15 protein-coding genes and 1 pseudogene are annotated in these 17,840 nt (G+C 62.1%); 6 read left to right on the top strand and 10 right to left on the bottom strand.

Annotation, left to right across the window (positions count from 1 at the left end):
- Positions 1-52 precede the first annotated feature (52 nt).
- On the top strand, positions 53-1,477 hold the full coding sequence (locus ACFE70_RS10690; protein WP_375417730.1) for a D-alanyl-D-alanine carboxypeptidase: 1,425 nt from the start codon (positions 53-55) through the stop codon (positions 1,475-1,477).
- A gap of 18 nt (positions 1,478-1,495) precedes the next feature.
- Here the strand turns inward: ACFE70_RS10690 and ACFE70_RS10685 are convergent, their stop codons facing one another.
- Both ACFE70_RS10685 and ACFE70_RS10680 read right to left on the bottom strand, forming a co-directional pair.
- Positions 1,496-4,228 carry a DEAD/DEAH box helicase family protein gene (locus ACFE70_RS10685; protein WP_375417729.1) on the bottom strand — a complete coding sequence of 911 codons (2,733 nt, stop codon included), beginning with the start codon at positions 4,226-4,228 and terminating at the stop codon, positions 1,496-1,498.
- 196 nt (positions 4,229-4,424) lie between these two features.
- Entirely contained in the window at positions 4,425-6,320 is a 1,896-nt protein-coding gene (locus ACFE70_RS10680) for a site-specific DNA-methyltransferase (RefSeq protein WP_375417728.1), read from the bottom strand.
- A gap of 135 nt (positions 6,321-6,455) precedes the next feature.
- On the opposite strand from ACFE70_RS10680, the gene ACFE70_RS10675 reads away from it, so the two are divergent.
- The gene (locus tag ACFE70_RS10675) at positions 6,456-6,800 is read left to right on the top strand and encodes a hypothetical protein (protein WP_375417727.1); all 345 of its coding nucleotides are present in this window, start codon (positions 6,456-6,458) and stop codon (positions 6,798-6,800) included.
- 56 nt (positions 6,801-6,856) lie between these two features.
- Here ACFE70_RS10675 and serA read toward each other — a convergent pair whose 3' ends face one another.
- The 8 genes from serA to ACFE70_RS10635 all read right to left on the bottom strand — a co-directional run bounded on the left by serA (position 6,857) and on the right by ACFE70_RS10635 (position 14,231).
- Positions 6,857-8,761, bottom strand: coding sequence for a phosphoglycerate dehydrogenase (serA, locus tag ACFE70_RS10670; RefSeq protein ID WP_375417726.1), 1,905 nt, complete (start codon positions 8,759-8,761; stop codon positions 6,857-6,859).
- A gap of 49 nt (positions 8,762-8,810) precedes the next feature.
- Positions 8,811-9,002 carry a hypothetical protein gene (locus ACFE70_RS10665; RefSeq protein ID WP_375417725.1) on the bottom strand — a complete coding sequence of 64 codons (192 nt, stop codon included), beginning with the start codon at positions 9,000-9,002 and terminating at the stop codon, positions 8,811-8,813.
- Between the two features lie 95 nt (positions 9,003-9,097).
- A complete protein-coding gene (locus ACFE70_RS10660) occupies positions 9,098-9,343 on the bottom strand; it encodes a hypothetical protein (RefSeq protein WP_375417724.1) in 246 nt (81 codons plus the stop codon).
- Positions 9,344-9,596: 253 nt separating this feature from the next.
- Positions 9,597-10,559, bottom strand: coding sequence for a DUF5777 family beta-barrel protein (locus tag ACFE70_RS10655; protein ID WP_375417723.1), 963 nt, complete (start codon positions 10,557-10,559; stop codon positions 9,597-9,599).
- Positions 10,560-10,579: 20 nt separating this feature from the next.
- Entirely contained in the window at positions 10,580-11,152 is a 573-nt protein-coding gene (locus ACFE70_RS10650; protein ID WP_375417722.1) for a YceI family protein, read from the bottom strand.
- Between the two features lie 51 nt (positions 11,153-11,203).
- Positions 11,204-11,587 carry a hypothetical protein gene (locus tag ACFE70_RS10645; RefSeq protein WP_375417721.1) on the bottom strand — a complete coding sequence of 128 codons (384 nt, stop codon included), beginning with the start codon at positions 11,585-11,587 and terminating at the stop codon, positions 11,204-11,206.
- Positions 11,588-11,806: 219 nt separating this feature from the next.
- A complete protein-coding gene (gene proC, locus ACFE70_RS10640) occupies positions 11,807-12,628 on the bottom strand; it encodes a pyrroline-5-carboxylate reductase (protein ID WP_375417720.1) in 822 nt (273 codons plus the stop codon).
- 208 nt (positions 12,629-12,836) lie between these two features.
- Positions 12,837-14,231 carry an amidohydrolase family protein gene (locus ACFE70_RS10635; protein WP_375417719.1) on the bottom strand — a complete coding sequence of 465 codons (1,395 nt, stop codon included), beginning with the start codon at positions 14,229-14,231 and terminating at the stop codon, positions 12,837-12,839.
- 242 nt (positions 14,232-14,473) lie between these two features.
- Between ACFE70_RS10635 and ACFE70_RS10630 the strand changes: the two genes are divergently transcribed.
- The 4 genes and pseudogenes from ACFE70_RS10630 to ACFE70_RS10615 all read left to right on the top strand — a co-directional run bounded on the left by ACFE70_RS10630 (position 14,474) and on the right by ACFE70_RS10615 (position 17,775).
- On the top strand, positions 14,474-15,511 hold the full coding sequence (locus ACFE70_RS10630) for a transglutaminase-like domain-containing protein (RefSeq protein ID WP_375417718.1): 1,038 nt from the start codon (positions 14,474-14,476) through the stop codon (positions 15,509-15,511).
- A 49-nt stretch (positions 15,512-15,560) separates the two neighbouring features.
- Positions 15,561-15,710: pseudogene (locus tag ACFE70_RS10625) on the top strand (IS5/IS1182 family transposase); the annotation flags it as partial.
- Positions 15,711-16,284: 574 nt separating this feature from the next.
- Positions 16,285-17,010 (top strand): DUF1080 domain-containing protein, encoded by a 726-nt coding sequence (locus ACFE70_RS10620; protein WP_375417717.1) that lies wholly within the window; start codon positions 16,285-16,287, stop codon positions 17,008-17,010.
- A 120-nt stretch (positions 17,011-17,130) separates the two neighbouring features.
- Positions 17,131-17,775, top strand: coding sequence for an EboA domain-containing protein (locus tag ACFE70_RS10615; protein WP_375417716.1), 645 nt, complete (start codon positions 17,131-17,133; stop codon positions 17,773-17,775).
- The last annotated feature ends 65 nt before the right edge of the window (positions 17,776-17,840 follow it).

Raw genomic sequence — 17,840 nt, 5'->3', positions numbered from 1 at the left:
CCGGCCCCGCGCGGCCTGCTACTTGGCCCGAAAGCTGCGTAAGTTGCGGCCTATGTTTCGTCGTTTGCTCGTCTTCGCGCTGCTGGCTTTCAGCGCCGCCCAACTGCCCGCCTGCGCCCAGAATCCGCCGCCCGCCGCCACCGCTACTGCTGCTGCTGCTGCTGCCACGGCGGCCCGGCCGCTGGCCTGGCTCGATACCTTGCTCACGGCCTCAAAAGTGATGCAGCAGCACCAGGTCGGAATCTGCCTGGCCGATGCGGCTACGGGCGAGATATTATTTGGGCAGAATGAAGCTAAGTACTTCACGCCGGCCAGCACCATGAAGCTGCTGAGCTTCTACACCGGGCTGCATCTGCTCGGCGATTCGCTGCCCAGCCTGCGCTATTTGAGCCGCAATGACACGCTCTTTTTCCAGGGCACCGGCGACCCCACGCTGCTACACGGCGACGTGCCCAGCCGCCGCGCGGTGGAGTTCCTGCGCACGCGGCCCGAGAAGATTCTGGCTTACTGCGACCGACCTACCTCGGCGCCCTATGGCCCGTCCTGGACCTGGGATGACTACAACTACTACTTTCAGCCCGAGCGCGGCGCTTTCCCGATATACGGCCATACCGTGCGCTTTTATGCCGCCGCCGGGCAGGCGCCGCGGGTCTTGCCGCGGCAGTTCCGGCCGCTGGTGAGCGCCGCCGCCACTAGGCCGACCGACCCCGACGACCATGTGCGCCGCGAGCTGGAAGACAACAGGTTCGCGTATTATCGCAGCCCCAAAAAATGGATTGATGAAACTCCCTTCCGCCCCAGCCGAAGCCTGCTGCTGCGCCTGCTCGGCGACACGCTGCGGCGGGCCGTGGTGGGAGTCGGGCGCGTAAGCCGGGCCACGGAGGCCGCCATGCGCACGCTGCCGGGCCTGCCCGCCGACTCACTCTACCGCCGGATGCTGCGCGTGAGCGACAACTTCCTGGCCGAGCAGCTCCTGCTTATGTGCGCCAGCCGCCTACCCCCCCTCGCCGCCCCCGACGACTCGCTCAGCACCGAGCGCGTCATTCGCTTTGCCCGCCGAAACTACCTGGGCTTTGCGCCCGACCCGGTGCGCTGGGCCGACGGCTCGGGCCTTTCGCGCCTCAATCTGGTCACGCCGCGCACCCTGCTGGCCGTGCTGCTCAAGCTACACCAGGAAGTGCCCGAAAAGCGTCTGCTGAGCTTACTGGCGCCCGGCGGCGGGCAGGGCACCTTGCGCAAGCGCTACTTCGACCCGGCCCGGTCCGCCGCCAAAGGCGTGCCCGCCATGCCCAAGCAAACCTGGCTTTGGGGCAAAACCGGCACGCTTAGCAACAACCACAACCTCTGCGGCTACCTGCGCACCAAATCCGGCCGGCTCGTGGCCGTCGTGTTCATGAATAACAATTTCCCCACCGATGACTACCCCCTGCGCAACGAGATGGAGCGCCTGCTGGGGCAGGTGCGGGAAAGGCTGTAAAAGGCCGGACAGGACAGCCTACCGCACGTCTTTCAAATTAGCTTGCACCTGATAACCTACCCCTTCCGGGGCAAACAAGGCGAAGTGCTGCACGCCGCAGGCGATTTTCAAGCCCTCCTTGCCGCGCAGACTTTGCTGGTCGATGGGTTCGGTTTGCCCGGCCGTGCCTTTGGTTTCGACCACAAAATAGACCCGCTGGTCGCCTTCGAGCACGATGGCCCAGTCGGGCCGGTACTTGCCTAGGGGCGTTGGGATGAGAAAGCCCCGCGGCAGCTTGAAATAGAACACAACCCGCTCATCCGCCTCGCAGCTTTCGGCAAACTTGCGCTCGGTGGCGCTGTCCACGGGCACGTAGTCGTAGAGCGTGCGCTCGGGCTTGCCTACTTGGTGCAGATTGCTCAGGTATTGCGCTACCTCGTCGTCCTGAAAAAGCAGCATCTCATACTCGTCGCCCGCCACCTGCTCGTACTTGATGCCGGCTACCTGCAACTGGCTGAGGGTACGGCGGATGGCGCTCACCACATTATCGAGAAACATCTGGGGATTAATGAGCAGCTCGGCATAGCGGCCTGAGCGTTTCAAAATCTGAAAGATGGTCGGGCGCGTCACGTCTACCCGGCTTTGCAGGTAGCCGTACACGTCGGGCACGGAGTAGGTGGTCGTATCGAGGCTGAGCTGGGCCTCGGCGGCCAGCATCCCCGCGATGCCTTCGTCGGTGTAGCTCAGGCGGGCCTTGCGGGCTTGCAGCTGCGGGCGGTGGGTAGGGGGCGTTTTGGTCAAATCTTGCAGCTCGGCCACGGCCCCGGCGATGAGGTCTTCGGTCTTATACTCGACGCGGTAGCGGGTACGGTGCTTGATGCGGTTCCAAATCTCGAAAAAAGCCGGGCAGCCTTCCGGCGTCAGCTCTTTGGTCAGGCGCAGCGTGCGCCGCTCGCCGGCGTTGCGGGTGCGGCCGCTGAACTCGACGCCTGTTTCTTCCTGAATCTCGCGCTGCAAGGCCGCCGAGAAGTCCTCGTAGCTCTCGTTGGCAATCACAGTAAGCAGGTTCAGGGCCTTGTCCTGCACCCGCTGCCCGCTCGCGTCCACGGGCAGGCGCAGGCCCCGGCCGATTTCCTGGCGCTTCTTCACGTCGCTCTGCGTCTCGTTGAGGGTGCAGATTTGAAACACGTTCGGGTTGTCCCAGCCCTCGCGCAGGGCCGAGTGCGAGAAGATGAACTGCAAGGGCTCGTCCTGGCTCAGCAGCCGCTCTTTATCCCTCATTATCAAGGCGTAGGTGTCGCGGTCGAGGGCCGTGTCGCCGCGGGTGTCCTTGCCAGCGGGGTTGGCCCGGTCCTGCGAAAAGTAGCCGTCGTGCACCTGCGCCGCCGGGAAGGGAATCAGCCCGGCGTACTCGGGCCGGGCTGCGTACTCGGTGAAAATCTTTTCAAACCACTCGGCAAACACGCCCGGCCGCCGCTGCTTCGTGGCCGGGTCGTAGCGCCGGTAGCTGGCCACCCGGTCCACGAACACGAGCGAGAGCACCTTCAGGCCGCGGGGCTTGAGCCGGCGCGCCTTCTCAAAGTGCCATTTCACGGTGCGCTCCAACTGGTAGCGCAGCACGGCCTCGGTGAGACCGCCCACGTCCTGGCCCGCCACAACGCGCAGCCCCGCCGAGAACGTGACGCTACCCTCGTCGGGGTCCAGCTCATTGACGATGAAGCCGTCGCGGTAGATGTCGCGCCCGTTGCTCAGCGCGTAGAGGTCGCTGCCCAGACTCACCGTCACGTCCTTTTGCCGCACGCCGCCCTTCTCGTTGCTGTAGATGCTGAGCCGGGCCTTGAGCGTTTTTTTGGCTTTCTCCACGGCCCGGACCCGCACGAACGCGGCGTTGTAGTTGCCGTCGGCCGTGATGCCGTCCACCTCAATCTGCTTTACCAGCCCCAGGTCGTAGGCCTGCACCGGGTTGAGCGAGTACACCAGATTATACAAGTTCTTGTGGGTGGCCGAGTAGCGTAGCGTGGCCAGTGGCCGCAGTTCGGCCAGGGCCGCCTTGCGGGCGTCGGTTTCCAGGTTCTGGGGCTCGTCGATGATAAGGATGGGCCGCGTGGCTCGCAGGTATTCGATGGGCCGGACGCCGGTTTCGTGCGCCTTGTTGATAATATTGGTGTCCTTCGTAAATGAGTCAATGTTGATGACCAGAACTTGCAGCGCGTCGCTCAGGGCGAAGTTGCGCAGCGCCGCCAGCCGGCCGCTGTCGTACAGCTCGTAGTGCACGGGTGGGTAGCCGAAATGGGCCTGAAAGTGCTCGTGCGTGATTTGCAGCGACTTCCACACCCCTTCCCGGATGGCCACGCTCGGCACCACAATCACGAACTTGCGGAAGCCGTAGGTGCGGTGCAGCTCCTGAATCGTGCGCAGGTACACGTAGGTTTTGCCGGTGCCGGTTTCCATCTCCACGGTCAGGTTCAGCGGCAGGCTCTCGGCGTCGGTCTGGCCGTCGGCGGTTTGAAATACGCAGGGCATCAGTGCGTCGGAGGGGGGTAGGCCCCGCGCCGCCTGGCCCCGGCGAATGTTATCCAGTAGCTGGCTTTCGGCCAGCACCAGCTGGTTGGCGATGCCGGTCTCGGTGAAAGCCAGCGAGCCCTGCCCGCCGCTGGCGCTCACCGACACTTCCAGCGGGGCCCTGCGCAGCGGCTGTCCCTCAAAAGCCGCTACCACGGCTTGCACGGCCGCTTTCTGGTAATCCTGCTCGGCGTCGAATTGGAGTTTCATATGGGTTGCTATTCTCATTTTTCTGACGCCCTACCCCCGTCTGTCATCCTTCATCTGGTGTCCGCTTGCGAAGGACCTTATCACGTCAGAACGAGCACTAAGCAGCTTATTACTGCAAGTCATTCAATTGGCAGAGGGTCCTTCGCAAGCGGACGCCAGATGAAGGATGACAGACGGGGGTAGACGGCTAGTCCAACTAAATCAATTGCAACGCCACGCCGGCGCCGGCCAGTTGGAGGCGGGCGTTGCTGACCTGCTCGTCGGGATTGTCGCCGGTGAAGAGCCGGCCGGGCACCACCAGCCGCTGCGGCCGGGCCGCCACGGCCGCGGCCACGACGGCGGGGTTGATGCCGGCCAGGGCCAGCCAGACCAGCCCGCCGGCCACGTCGTGCACTGCCACACCCGCTACTTCGCGCCGCGCCACGGCCACCGACAAGGGCAGCACGTCGGCGCCGCCCGCCATTTTCAGGAGCAGCTCCGTGAGCAGGGCCGCGTCAGCGGCCTCGCCCTGGCCGCCGTCGCGGCGCAGGGGCTCCTGAAACAGCTCCAGTTGGGCCAGCATGTCGGGGGCCAATTGCACGTCGGGCCGCCACGCCCGGAAGTTGGAATAGTCGAGCCGGTAGACACGAAAGCCCGTATCGGGCGGGGTAGGGGCCGCCAGCGGCAACTGGCCGGCCCGCGCTGCCCGCAGCTTTTCGCCGGCTTTGGTGAGCCGGGCGCGGGTGATGTCGGCGATGGTGCGGAACGGTATTTTCTGGTCTTCCACTGGCTCACCTAATTGAACCAGGATAAACTTGCGATGCGCCTTATCCTCTTCATTAAGGCGGTAAACTGCTTGACCAGTGGTGCCACTGCCCGCAAAAAAGTCGAGAATCAAGTCTCCGTCAACCGTGGTGATGTTAAGTAGATGCTTAATTAAATCCGACGGCTTGGAGTGCACAAATGCCTTTGGGCCCAGCAAGCCCGCCAGCTCCGCGGTGCCATCCTCATTCAGGCCGTGCTCGCTCCACCAGGAGTCGGCCTTCAGCCGGGTGCTGCGGCGGTCTTTTAGGAAAGATTTCTGCACGGGAGCCGTCAGGCCTTTCCGACCAAAGATGATGCGCCCATCCGCAATGCGGACCTTGGCCTCCGCCTCGTTGAAAACCCAGTACCGGCCTTCCGGCGGGTAATACTCGACGCCAGTCTGGGCGTTCAGAATAGGAAAATAGGGTCCTTCGTGATTGGCGGATAAATCAGAAGTAGTCCAAGGACCTCGCGGGTCTTTATCCGGGTTTTTGTAAGTCTTCCTCAGGTACTCGTCCGTCATCGGAAAGCCTAGTAGCGCATCCTGCTTATCGACTTTTTGCTTGGCAAAGCACAGGATATAATCATGCACCGGCGGGATGTCGCCGACATTATTGCCATTGGTTTTCTTTTTCCAGATAATTGTTCCTATAAAATTCTCTTCCCCGAATATTTCGTTCAGCACCAGGCGCAGGTTATGCACCTCGTTGTCGTCGATGGACACGAAAATTACCCCGTCTTCGCGCAGTAGGTTGCGGCTTAGGTAGAGCCGGGGCCACATCATGGAAAGCCAAGCCGAGTGGTACTGACCGTTTTCGCGGGTGTTTTTCTTCCACAGGTCCTGCTTGTTGAGAAAGCCGTTTTCGTCGCGCTGTCCAGTGCGCTTCTCGTACTCCTCCCGCCGCTCCGAGTAGTCATCCGGGTATACGAACGAATCGGAGCCGGTATTATAAGGCGGGTCGATGTAAATCATCTTGACCTTGCCGAAGTAGCCGCGCTGCAACACGCGCAACACCTCCAGGTTCTCGCCCTCGATAAATACGTTTGCCGTAGTGTCCCAGGCCACGCTCTGCGCCGGGTCCGGCACCAGCGTCGCCGTAGTCGGGCGCTGCACTTCGCGGCGGGCTTCAGCCTTGCCGGCCCAGCGCAACTCATAGTGCTCGGAACTGGCAGGGGGTAGGGCGTCGGCCGCTTCCAGCGCCGCCCGCAGCCGCTCAAAATCTATGCGACCCTCACTGATGACTTCAGGGAAGAGCTGGCCCAGCCGGGCAATGTTTTCGGGGGTAGGAGTGAGACTGTGGCCGTCCATGCAGAAATTTTTGAATCAGAATTGATACAAAAGTGACGCATAAAAGTCGGTTTATGACGCATAAAAGACAAACAGTTGATAATCAAGTGCGGACGCGAACTTGCCAAATTTGTCTCTCTTTTAGTCTGAGTGGATATGGCCAAGCAACATCGCGGAGAAATTGTGGCCGCGGCGGTGCGCAAGAGTGGAGTCAAGCTTAGCCAACTTCTAGGTCCCCTAGCCATTAGCCGCCCGACTCTCTACCGGCGGTTCGAGGACCCAAATCTGAGCTTTGACTTTATCAAGCGCGTGGGCAATCTCATTCACTATGATTTTGGACAGGATTTTCGGGAGCTTTCCCCGGCCATCGCCTTGGAACCCGTCGTTCCGTACCAACTCGAAAGCTTGACCGACTGCAAAGACAAGCTGCTGCACGTGTATGCGCTGTACGCCGAAATGGTGCAGCGCTATAATGCGCTGCTGGCGGAGCGGGAAAGCTAAGCGGCTCGCCTGTTGGCTCAGGAATTGGCTAGGCTGTCGCGGGGCGCTTTAATCTGCTAATACAGCACCCGGAACCGAATTGTGTGCTCGACGGCGCGCATGGCTTTGATGACTTCAGGCCCGTATTCCTTATCAATATCCGTAATCACGTAGCCGATGTGCTCGTTGGTTTTCAGGTACTGGCCCAGAATGTTGACCTGGTGCTCGGCCAGCACGTTGTTGATGCGGGCTAGCACGCCCGGCACGTTGGCGTGGATGTGAATGAGGCGGTGAGCTTGCTGGACGGGCAACTGGATGTTGGGGAAGTTGACCGACTGCTGGGTGTTGCCGGTGTTGATGTACTGCATGATGCGCTCGGGCACGAACTCGGCGATGTTGCGCTGAGCCTCGGCGGTGCTGCCGCCGATATGGGGCGTGAGCAGCACATTGGGCAGGCCGCGCAGCTCATTCTCGAAGGTTTCGTGGTTGGTTTTGGGCTCGTAGGGAAATACATCCACGGCCGCCCCGCCGAGGTGGCCGGAGCGCAACGCGGCGGCCAGCGCCGGCACGTTCACCACGTGGCCGCGGGCGTTGTTGAGGAACAGGGCGCCGGGCTTCATCAGGGCAAATTCTTTCTCGCCAATAAAGTTCTCGTTGTCGGGCCGGCCGTCGATGTGCAGCGTCACCACGTCGGCCTGACTCAGCAATTCCTCCAGCGTGCGGCACTTCACGGCGTTGCCGAGCTGGAGCTTTTCGGCCGTGTCATAATACAAAACCTGCATCCCGACGGCTTCGGCCACCACCGAGAGCTGCGAGCCGATGTTGCCGTAGCCGATGATGCCCAGCTTCTTGCCCCGGATTTCAAAGGCGCCGCGGGCCGACTTATCCCACTCGCCGGCGTGCATCTTCGGGTTCTTCTCCGGGATGCGGCGCGCCAGCACGATAATTTCGCCCAAGGCCAACTCTACTACGGAGCGGGTATTGGAGAACGGCGCATTGAACACGGCCACGCCCTTGCGCATGGCGCCGGGCAGCGCAATCTGGTTGGTGCCGATGCAGAAGGCGCCCACGGCCAGCAGGCGCGGGGCGGCCTCCAGCACGCGCTGCGTGACCTGGGTTTTGCTTCTGATTCCCAGAATGCTGACCTCGCCCACGCGGGCAATCAGCTCGTCCTCATCCAGCCCGCCGGGCACGCTCTCGACCTGGTAGCCTTCTTGGGTGAACAGCTCGGCGGCGCGGAGGTCGGGGTTTTCGAGTAGCAAGACCTTGATGCGGTTCTTGGGGTAGGAAAGCGTCATGGGAAGTTTGAGTTGGTACAAAAACTCATCGAAGCTGGGTAGCACCTGGTCGGCGTGGGCCACCACGGCGGGACGGGCTACGTTCTCAGTGTAAGCGTAGAAGCGGTCGGCCAGGCCAGCTTCACGGATTTGATAGTCGGTGTAGCCGTCGCCGAACACGTACACCGGCCCGTCCAAATCGAGCAGCACGAGCTGGCGGATTTTGCCGCCGTTCTGGCTCAGCACGTTTATAGCGTCGCAGCCCGTGATGTTGCCGGCTTCGTCAAAGGTGAAGGTGTTGGCCAGCACGTGCTCCGGCTTAATTCCAAACTCGGCCACCACGGGCTCAATAAACTCCCGAAAGCCGCTGCTGACCACGTAAATCCGTTCGGAATTAGCCCAAAAAAATGCCGCGTTGCGCCGGATGCTCTCGCTCACCTTGCCTTGCAGCCGCGCCACCAGCGGCGCCAGGTGCCGCCGTTGCGCGCCCAGCAGGGCCAGCCGCTCGGCCAGGGATTCGGCCAGGCCCAGCTCGCCGGCCATGCCCCGCTCGGTCAGGGCCCGAATCTGGGCCACAATATCGGCTTGGTCGGGGTGGCCTTGCAAAGCGATGTCGGCCAGTTCATCGAGGCCTTCGACCTGGGTGAAGGTCGAGTCGAAGTCGAAGACCAGGTAGGGGAGCAGGGGGGGGGTAGGGGCGGGCATGGGCGTAAAGATGGGGCGGCCTGCCGCCGTTAAACGATGCCAGCTGCTCTCAGGCAAGATTATCGGTTTCGCGCAGCAGCGCTACGTACTGCTCGCCCGACATCGGGCAGTCAAGAAAGTCTTCAGCCTGCCGCGTTTGCCTGAACTTGAGCTGTTTTTTGATGAGTTGTATCAGGGGGTCGCCGTATTCTTTCAGACCATGACTGAAATACGTTTTGACAGCCGTTTTCTGGCCATCCACGACCAGGTAGTAGAACTAGTGATGCGCTTTCTCGGGATAGAGTGCGAAGCCTTTGGCTTGCAGAACACGCTGCAAATCGTTGACTTTCCGGGTCTTCATACCTGTACGGTATCTAAAATCAGCATGTGCAGTAGTGCTTTCAGACGCTGCGCATCCGGGGCTAGCTCTTCGTCCGCTTCCAAATAATAGCTCTGATAGTGCGAGTAAAAGCTGAACGCCAGCGCGTCTTCGGCTTCGGTAAGCGTCTGGCCCCACACAGTCAGGTCAAGGGCTTCGCAACGGATGATGAACAAGTCTTCGAACGACACGTCAGTTTCCAGCTTTTGAGTTAGAATGAACACAAGTCGGTCGTGGCGCAGCACATCTATCATCTATCTGGCGGGAAACGTGGTGCAGCGCAGGGGTAGGAGCGGAGGGCATGGCAGGTGCGCAAGCAGGTTAGTCGAGAGAAAGTAATTTAGCAGCAAGTTAGTTGCGCGGCGCGCTGCTTGCGAATGCTGGCGGCACCCCACTAAAAAGGCCCGCTTCACCGAAGCGGGCCTTTTTAGTTTATTCCGGTTGCCGGCGTTTGGCAGCCACGAGGGGGGTAGGGAATTACCCTTTCTTCTTGCCCCCGAGCGCGAAGCGGCGCGAGATGGTGAAGCCCCAGCGAAACTCGCCCTTGGCCCAGCTGGCGCGGGTTTCGGGGATGAACTGGTTTTCGAGCAGGGCCGTGGAGTTCGTAAAAGTCATGGCGAAGACGTGGCCGCCGGTTTCCATTTCCAGGCCCAGGCCCAGCGGGTTGTAGAACTGCACGCCGCGGCTGCGGTAGTAGGCGCGGCTGCCGGCGCTGCGACGCACCAGCACGTAGTCGGCAATCAGGCCCAGGCGCTGCGTGAGCTTGAAGCGCCCGGCCGCGCCCAGCCCGTACACGGTGTTGTCGTCGTGGATTTCCACAAACTGCCGGTGCACCACCGTTGGCAGCAAGGCCAGCGAGAGCCGCTCGTTGAACTTGCGGGCCACAATCAGTTGGCCCACGTAGCTCCAGCGGTTGGCAAAGCGCGAGAAGGTGCTGGCCAGCGACTCATCGGTGGTAGCCTTCATGCCCGAGACCACGGCGTTGCCGAACAAGGCCACGCTCACCGGCCGCGAGTTCCCCTGGTTTTGCTCCAGCAGCTTGTATTTGGCGCTGCCCTCGTACAGCTCGCGCACGGCCGAGATGCCCTTGGCGCGGGCCAGGCCCACGGTCAGCCGGTCGGTCAGGCCGTAGTCGAGCGCGATGCGGATGTCGGTCGAATAGTCCAGGCCGAAGAAGTTGCGCACCCCGCCGGCCTTGCCGGCGATGTCGCCGAAGCGGTGCATAATCTGAAAGTCCAGCTCGTGGCGGGCAATGCCCTCGGTCGAGCGCAGGTTGATGACGCGCGGGGCCTTGAAGGTGGCCGTCACGGGCTTGCGGGCGGTGCTCAGCGAGTCGGCAGGCGTGGCGAAGAGCTGACTCAGGTCATCCTGGCCGTAGGTGGTCGGGGCGCAGCTGAGCAGCAGCGCGCCAGCGGTCAGTAAGCGGAAAAGGTAGGTCATGACGAATCCGGCGGCCTGGCTTATTTAATACTGGTCAGGGCGCTGTGCAGCTCATACTCGGCGCTCACCGTCACCTGCACCTGCTCGGCAATCTTGGCAATGACAATATTCGGAATGTCGATGTTGTGGTCTTTGAGTAGCACCGGGAAGGTGGCCGCCACCAGCACCTTATGGTCCTTCACCGTCACGGTGCCCTGCTGCTGATAGGCTTTTTCCACGCCGTGGAGCTTGAGCTTGCCGCTCACCAGCACGGGGTAGGTACCATCAACGGTAGGGTCGATTTCGGTGGCCAGCTGCCCCCGGAACTCCGACACCGGGTACTTGCTGCTCTCGATGTAGTTCTCGTTGAAGTGCTCCTGCATCAGCTTTTGCGGAAATGCGAACGAGGTGTTATCGACCTTGAAGTAGATGGAGCGGCTTTTCAGGTCGATGGCCGACACGGCCGAGGTGCTGCGGGCGCTGATGTCTTCGAGCGGCGTTTTTGAGAAAAATGAGAGCTGCGCGTGGCGGGTCAGAAACAGCGTCTGGGCCTGGCTGGCGTGGGCGGCCAGCGCCAGTAGCACGGCCAGCGGGAGGAGGAAAGGTTTTTTCACGGCTAAAGCAGAAAAAAGGTGGAGGAAGCGGAAGGGTAATCTGTAATCGGGCTATTTCTGGGGAGCGCCACGGTCGAGCCAGGCTTGCAGCAGGGCTTTTTCTTCGGCGGGCAGCGGGCGGGCGATGGGCATGTTGCTCTGCACAATCGAGCCCACAATCTTGACGCTGTGCCGGGCGGCATTGGCGTAGGTCTTCTCGTTCACCCAGGCGTCGAGCGCGGCCTTGGTGCTCAGGTCCGAGGCGGGGTTGTGGCAGGTGCGGCAGCGCGAGTTGATGAGCAGCCCGATGTAGTTGTCGTAGCTCACGTTGGCGCTCGTGATGCCCTGCCGGCTGACGGGGAGGGCGGGGGTAGGCTCGGCAGCTTTATCGGCGCAGCCAGAAGCCAGGACCGCGCCGTAGAGCAGCGCACCCAGACCAAGTAGCAGTCGGCGCATAGGTCGAAATAATAGCAGTGAGGGAGGATATGTGATGCAAGGTAGCTATACTTTCTAATGCAAGCATAGTAAAAAGCAAAAAATAAAAATAAAAAAGTATTGAACTATAGTTAAACTATCTTTATTGTGATATATATTATAATATTTGAAGAAAATAAGACTGACTTGCTGCGCCTGCCAGCAGCCCCGGCCCGGCGGGCCGGGGCTGCTGGCAGGCGCCTACCCCTCCTTGTATAAGCTGCCCGCCTTCACGGCCGACGTTTTGATGCCCTTGATCAGCGCCGAGCTGAAGCCCTGGTGCTCCATCTCGTTGAGGCCGGCAATGGTGCAGCCCTTGGGCGAGGTGACCTTATCGATTTCCTGCTCGGGGTGGGTGTTGAGCTGCAACAGCAGCGCGGCGGCGCCCTGCGCGGTTTGGGCAGCCATTTTCAGGGCGTCGTGGGCGTGGAAGCCGATTTCGGTACCGCCCTGCGAAGCCGCCCGGATGGCGCGCAGGAAAAAGGCGATGCCGCAGGCGCAGAGCGCCGTAGCCGAGGTCATCAGCTCCTCGTTGATGCGGATGCTGACGCCCACCGTGTCAAACATCTTTTCCACCAAACCCAAATCCGTGTCCGAAGCTGAGTCGGAGGCCACGCAGGTCATGCTCTGGGCGATGCTGATGGCCGTGTTGGGCATGGCCCGCACCACGCGCAGCGCCGCGTGGCCGGTTTGCTGGCGGATGTCCTGGCAGCTCACGCCCGACACCACCGAGATGAGCAGGTGCCGGGCCGGGTCGAGGCCGGCGGCCAGCTCATCCAGGAGCTTGTTGAGCTGCTGGGGCAGCACGGCCAGCACCACAATGTCGGCCGCCGCGATGGCGGCGCGGTTGTCGCTGGTGGTCTGGTAGCCAGCCTGCGCCAGCGGGGCCAGCGCGGCCACGCTGCGGCGGGTGAGGGTGATGTGCTCGGCGGCGGTGAGGCCAGCCTTGACCAGGCCCTTGGCCAGGGCCAGGCCGATGTTGCCGGAGCCGAGGATGGCCAAGCGCAGGGGGGTAGGGGACATGGGGAATTAGGAGTTGAGAATGAAGAATTAAAAGGCGGATATGCTGAGTGGAGTTAGCTATAACAAAGGCGGTCATGCAGAGCGCAGCGAAGCATCTCGCTCGGGGAAGTAATCCAATCGTTGTTCTATCATTTAGATTAGTGACGAGCGAGATGCTTCGCTGCGCTCTGCATGACGGTCTTTTTGTTCACTGTTCACGGCTCACGGCTCACGGCTCCCGCACCACGAGCCCGCCCTTCACCACCAGCCGCACCTGCCGCAGCGCCGACACCTGCCGGGTGGGGTCGCTGGCCACGGCCACGAGGTCGGCCAGCAGGCCGGGGCGGATGCTGCCGCGGTCAGGGAGGTGAAAAAGCTGGGCGTTGCCGCTGGTAGCGGCGCGCAGCACTTGCAGCGGCGTCAGGCCGAAGTCCTGCACCAGCAGCTCCAGCTCGCGCACGTTGTCGCCGTGGGCAAACACGCCCACGTCGCCGCCCACGGCCAGGGTCACGCCGGCTTTTAGGGCCGCGGCCATGCTCCGGTGCTTCTGCTCAATACCGGGGGGTAGGGGCCCGCTGCCTTTCTGCCAGCCCCGGTACTGGCTGATGGCGTCGCCGGCGGCCACGGTGGGACACAGGGCCACGCCGCGCCGCTTCATAAGCTGAAACACTTCCGGCGTGCCGCCGTCGCCGTGCTCGATGGTTTCGACGCCGGCCAGCGTGGCGCGGCGCATTCCTTCGGGCGTGCTGGCGTGGGCCACCACCGGGCGGCCGGCGCTGCGCGCAGTTTGCACAATCAGGGTCAGCTCTTCGAGCGAAAACGTGGGCCGCGCCGGCTCGTTCGGGCCCCAGCGGTAGTCGGCGTACACTTTAATAATATCGGCGCCCTTGCCAATCTGCTCGCGCACGGCCCGCACAATGCCGTCGGTGCCGTCGGCCTCCTGTGCGCCCTGCGGCAGCTCGATTTCGGCCGTGAACTTGGGCCCGTAGGAGCCGGTGGCCACCAGCGCGCGGGTCGCCACCAGCAGGCGCGGACCGGGGATAATGCCCTGATTAATTGCCTGTTTCAGTCCTACATCGGCGTAGCCCGCGCCCTCGGTGCCCAGGTCGCGGGCGGTGGTGACGCCGGCATTGAGGGTGAGCCGGGCGGCCACCGTGGCGCGGGCCACGCGCAGGGCCACGGGCTCTTGCAGCACCTGGTCGTTCCAGCTGGTTTCGTTGTAGGGGTGCAGCAGCAGGTGCGAGTGGCCCTCAATCAGGCCCGGCAGCAACGTCAGGCCGGGCAGCTCCAGCACGTTGGTGCCGGGTGGGGGGGTAGGGACTTTATCGGCCGGGCCGGCGGCCGTGATTTTATCGCCCTCGACCAGCACCACCCAGCCCGCGTGCAGGTCCTGCCCGTCGAAGACGGCGGCCGGGCGCAGCAGCAGCCCCGGCGCGGCGGGCGGGGCAGTAGCGGCCGGGACATTGGCGGCGGGCAGGGGGGTAGGGCTGGTTTGGGCCAGCAGCGGCCAGGAGGCCAGTAGCAGCAGCAGCAACACCCGCCAAATGCGGACAGGCCGGCCGCGCGGCCAGTCCGCTGACCGGCCGTGCGGCGCGGGCCGGCGCTTAAGAGTAGAAATCTGCATAGAAAGAATAAAAGGATGCCCAGCCAGCCGGCAAAATAGCCCAAATCCCGGCGCCCGGCGGCCGAGCCGTATCTTTGAGCACTGCTGGGGTCTGGTTGGCCCTGACTGGCGCGGTCCGTTGGGCCGGCGGGCAACGGAAGTTTTCCTTCAAATAAAGGTGAAGCAGCCGTTGCAAGACACTTTTCAGAAAGGTCTCCCAGCTTGGCCGACGCCCGCCAGCAGCGTCTTAGTGCCCGGTAGTCGTGTTTAAAGATTTGTTGATTCGTCCGGCCATTTGGGCCGGGCTGCTGGGAGCAGCCGCGCTGCTGCCCGGCTTTCGGGTGCCGGCCCCGGCCCCGCGCAGCCGCACCTTTGTGCTGCGCAGCACCGCCACCGTGCCCGTGCCGCCGGCCGGCACCCACACCCTGGATTTGTGGCTGCCGCTGCCCCACGCCGACGCCAGCCAGGATGTGCGCAAGCTCCAGATTGAGTCGCCGGTGCCTTACAAGATAGAAAAAGGTGCCTACGGCAACCAGATGCTGCACCTGCGGCCGGCCACGGTGCCCACGGCGCCGCTCGTGGTCCGGCTCACGGCCCAAATCACGCGCCGCGAACACCTCAACCTGGCAGCTGGCGACCCGGCCGCGGCTGCAAAATCAGCCAAAAAAGAAAAGCCCGACGCCGACATGGCCCGCTGGCTGGCCCCCGACCGGCTGGTGCCGCTGGATGCGCAAATCCGGCAGCAGGCCCAGGAAGTGGTGGCGCAGGCCGGCGCCAAAACGGATTTGGACAAGGCCCGCGCCGTCTACGAGCACGTGGTGGGCACCATGAAATACGACAAAACCGGCCAGGGCTGGGGCCGCGGCGACATCTACTACGCCTGCGACGCGCGCCGCGGCAACTGCACTGACTTTCACGCCGTGTTCATCGGCTACTGCCGGGCCGTGGGCGTGCCGGCGCGCTTCAGCATCGGCCTGCCGCTGCCGGCGCCGCGCGGCACGGCGGCAGCGGAGGCCGAAATTAAGGGCTACCACTGCTGGGCCGAGTTTTACACCAGCGAGACGGGTTGGGTGCCCATCGATGCGTCTGAGGCCGCCAAAGACCCCGGCCGCCGTGGCTACTTTTTCGGCGCCCACGACGAAAACCGCGTTGAGTTCACGCGTGGCCGCGACGTGATGCTGGCCCCCGCGCAGGCCGGTCCGCCGCTCAACTATTTCGTTTATCCGTATGCCGAAGCCGATGGCAAGCCGCTGGAAGTGGCCCGCACTTACGTGTTTACGGACGTGGGCGGGCGTAAGTGAGGCGCCGGCGTTTCCTGCGCTATTGCTGCCGGTGTAGATGCCGAAGGCCCACCCGCTGGGTTGTCATCGGCGGCGCATTCCGGACCGAGACGGGTTGAAAGTCATTTTCTTTGTTTTGCGTACGGGCTACCAGCAGAAAGCCCTGAATACAACGGGCTTGTGCAACGGCTCTACCGCCTACGGCCGGTTCCAGCAGTGGGCGAACGCTTGGCTCTATGTGGCTAATATTCGCCGACTCGCTCGATTAACTTAAGCAGCTTCTTAAAGGACATTTCAACCACGCTCAGGCAGTTGAAATGGAGGGTCTGGGTTTCTTAGAAGGTGTAGGATAAGTACATTATGATGTTTCAACATGACTCATTTCAACACGTCTCCGTGGGGCTAGAATAATTAATAGGGCTTGAATACATTGCCATTAGAGCCCTTTGTCGCTCTGCAGGCCCGCCAAACGAATGCATCTAATAATCTTATTTTTATTATCCTACACCTTCTCAGAACTGGCCAGAGTACGCAATTGAAATACCTTCCATGCCGCAGGTGACGAAGGCCAACGCGCTAAAAATTGCGAATTGGATTAACTTGCTGGCCTCGCAGCCCAAGAGTTCGGCTAAAAATTAGGAGGGGGGTAGGGCGCGGGGCTTGCCCCCGCCCGGCATGAGCGCCAGTTGATTACTAATCTATCGGCGCCGACGCCGGGCGGGGGCAAGCCCCGCACCCTACTCAAAAAATAAACTTGCTCAACCAACTTAACTTGTATGGCTTACTTGAGGAAAATGAAGGCTCTCTTATCCCTGGCCATTGGGGCTAATCTGCTCTTCGCCTGTGCGGCTAACACCGGCGCCAGCGCTCAGCAAACGGACAATGCGCTCACTAAGTCGGAGGTCAAGGCGGGCTGGACGCTGCTGTTCGATGGCAAGTCCCTGGACAACTTCCGGGGGTTTCACCGGGAGGAAGTTCCGGCCAGTTGGGCGATTGAGGAGGGGGCGGTGGCCCTGGTAGGCAAGGGCGGCGGCGACATTCTGACCAAAAACGAATACGAGAACTACGAGCTGCTGCTGGACTGGAAGATTGCCGAGGGCGGCAACAGCGGCGTTATCTACAACGTGTCGATTGACCCGAAGTACGGGGCGACGTATATGACCGGACCCGAGATGCAGGTGCTGGACAACGAACGGCACCCGGATTCCAAGATGGGCAAGAATAACAACCGCCAGGCCGGCACGCTCTACGATTTGATTCCCGTGTCTGCGCCCGCGGTCAAGCCCGCCGGGCAGTGGAACACGGCCAAACTTTTAGTCAACAAAGGCCACGTCGAGCACTGGCTGAATGGCAAAAAAGTGGTCGAGTACCAGCTCGGCAGCCCCGAGTGGGAAGCCCTGGTGAAAGGCAGCAAGTTCGTTTCCATGCCCGACTACGGCCGAATGAAGAAAGGCCACATTGCCTTGCAAGACCACGGGGACAAGGTGTCGTACAAGAATATTAAGATTCGCCAGCTTTGATTACGGGCGGGTAAATGGTCTTCAGAATTTAGTGTGTGACCTACTTTAGCGACATTGCTTAAGTAGGTCACACTCAATTCTTACGACGTGTGCTGCGCCGTCTTTCAGGAGTAACCGAGTATGCCAGCAGAAGCCTATCAAACGTATTTGCTAACCGTCCTCACGGCGCAGCTGCTGGCCAGCAGGCTGGCCTGGTTGCAGAAGCAGCTAGCCGATACCACTGCCGAAAAGAGGTTTTACCTGGCTTTCAGCGCCGCGCCCCGCTTTGCCAGCAAGCCGCCGCTACACCTGACGGCCAAGCAGCTAATTGCAGCAAACCAGCTACGCGCCGGCTCCAACCCAGCGGCCTGGACCGCCGACCAAGCCGCCTGCACCCTGCTGCTTTTGCAGGCCCCGCACCAAACCCCGGCGGAGTACGTCACCCGGCTGGACCAGCTCTTCAGCACAGCCGATTTGAGTGAGCTGGCGGCGCTCTACGCGGCGCTGCCGCTGCTGCCCTACCCCGAAGCGCCCGTCCGGCGGGCGGCCGAGGGGGTGCGCACGACCATGACCAGCGTGTTCGACGCCATTGCGCTGCGCAACCCCTACCCCCACGACTACCTGCCGGAGGAGGCGTGGAATCAGTTGGTGCTCAAGGCCGCGTTCAACGCCCGGCCCCTGCTCCAGATTTATGGCCTGGACGAGCGCCGCAACGCGCCGCTGGCTCGGATGCTGGTCGACTACGCCCACGAGCGCTGGGCGGCGGGCCGGAATTTTCCTTTTTAATCTGCCTCACCTTACGGTGACTCTACCCAAAGAGATGGTTTTTAGCAAGGGGGGTAGGCCGCGGG

This window comes from uncultured Hymenobacter sp., from assembly GCF_964243305.1.
Classification (GTDB): Bacteria; Bacteroidota; Bacteroidia; order Cytophagales; family Hymenobacteraceae; genus Hymenobacter.
The sequence above is the reverse complement of the archived record's forward strand: the minus strand, read 5'-3'. Positions and strand labels throughout refer to the sequence as shown.

Excerpts from the sequence above, each read along its gene's own strand:
- ACFE70_RS10690 (WP_375417730.1), top strand. The coding sequence starts at position 53 with ATGTTTCGTCGTTTGCTCGTCTTCGCGCTGCTGGCTTTCAGCGCCGCC.
- ACFE70_RS10685 (WP_375417729.1), bottom strand. The coding sequence starts at position 4,228 with ATGAAACTCCAATTCGACGCCGAGCAGGATTACCAGAAAGCGGCCGTG.
- ACFE70_RS10680 (WP_375417728.1), bottom strand. The coding sequence starts at position 6,320 with ATGGACGGCCACAGTCTCACTCCTACCCCCGAAAACATTGCCCGGCTG.
- ACFE70_RS10675 (WP_375417727.1), top strand. The coding sequence starts at position 6,456 with ATGGCCAAGCAACATCGCGGAGAAATTGTGGCCGCGGCGGTGCGCAAG.
- serA (WP_375417726.1), bottom strand. The coding sequence starts at position 8,761 with ATGCCCGCCCCTACCCCCCCCCTGCTCCCCTACCTGGTCTTCGACTTC.
- ACFE70_RS10655 (WP_375417723.1), bottom strand. The coding sequence starts at position 10,559 with ATGACCTACCTTTTCCGCTTACTGACCGCTGGCGCGCTGCTGCTCAGC.
- ACFE70_RS10645 (WP_375417721.1), bottom strand. The coding sequence starts at position 11,587 with ATGCGCCGACTGCTACTTGGTCTGGGTGCGCTGCTCTACGGCGCGGTC.
- proC (WP_375417720.1), bottom strand. The coding sequence starts at position 12,628 with ATGTCCCCTACCCCCCTGCGCTTGGCCATCCTCGGCTCCGGCAACATC.
- ACFE70_RS10635 (WP_375417719.1), bottom strand. The coding sequence starts at position 14,231 with ATGCAGATTTCTACTCTTAAGCGCCGGCCCGCGCCGCACGGCCGGTCA.
- ACFE70_RS10620 (WP_375417717.1), top strand. The coding sequence starts at position 16,285 with ATGAAGGCTCTCTTATCCCTGGCCATTGGGGCTAATCTGCTCTTCGCC.
- ACFE70_RS10615 (WP_375417716.1), top strand. The coding sequence starts at position 17,131 with ATGCCAGCAGAAGCCTATCAAACGTATTTGCTAACCGTCCTCACGGCG.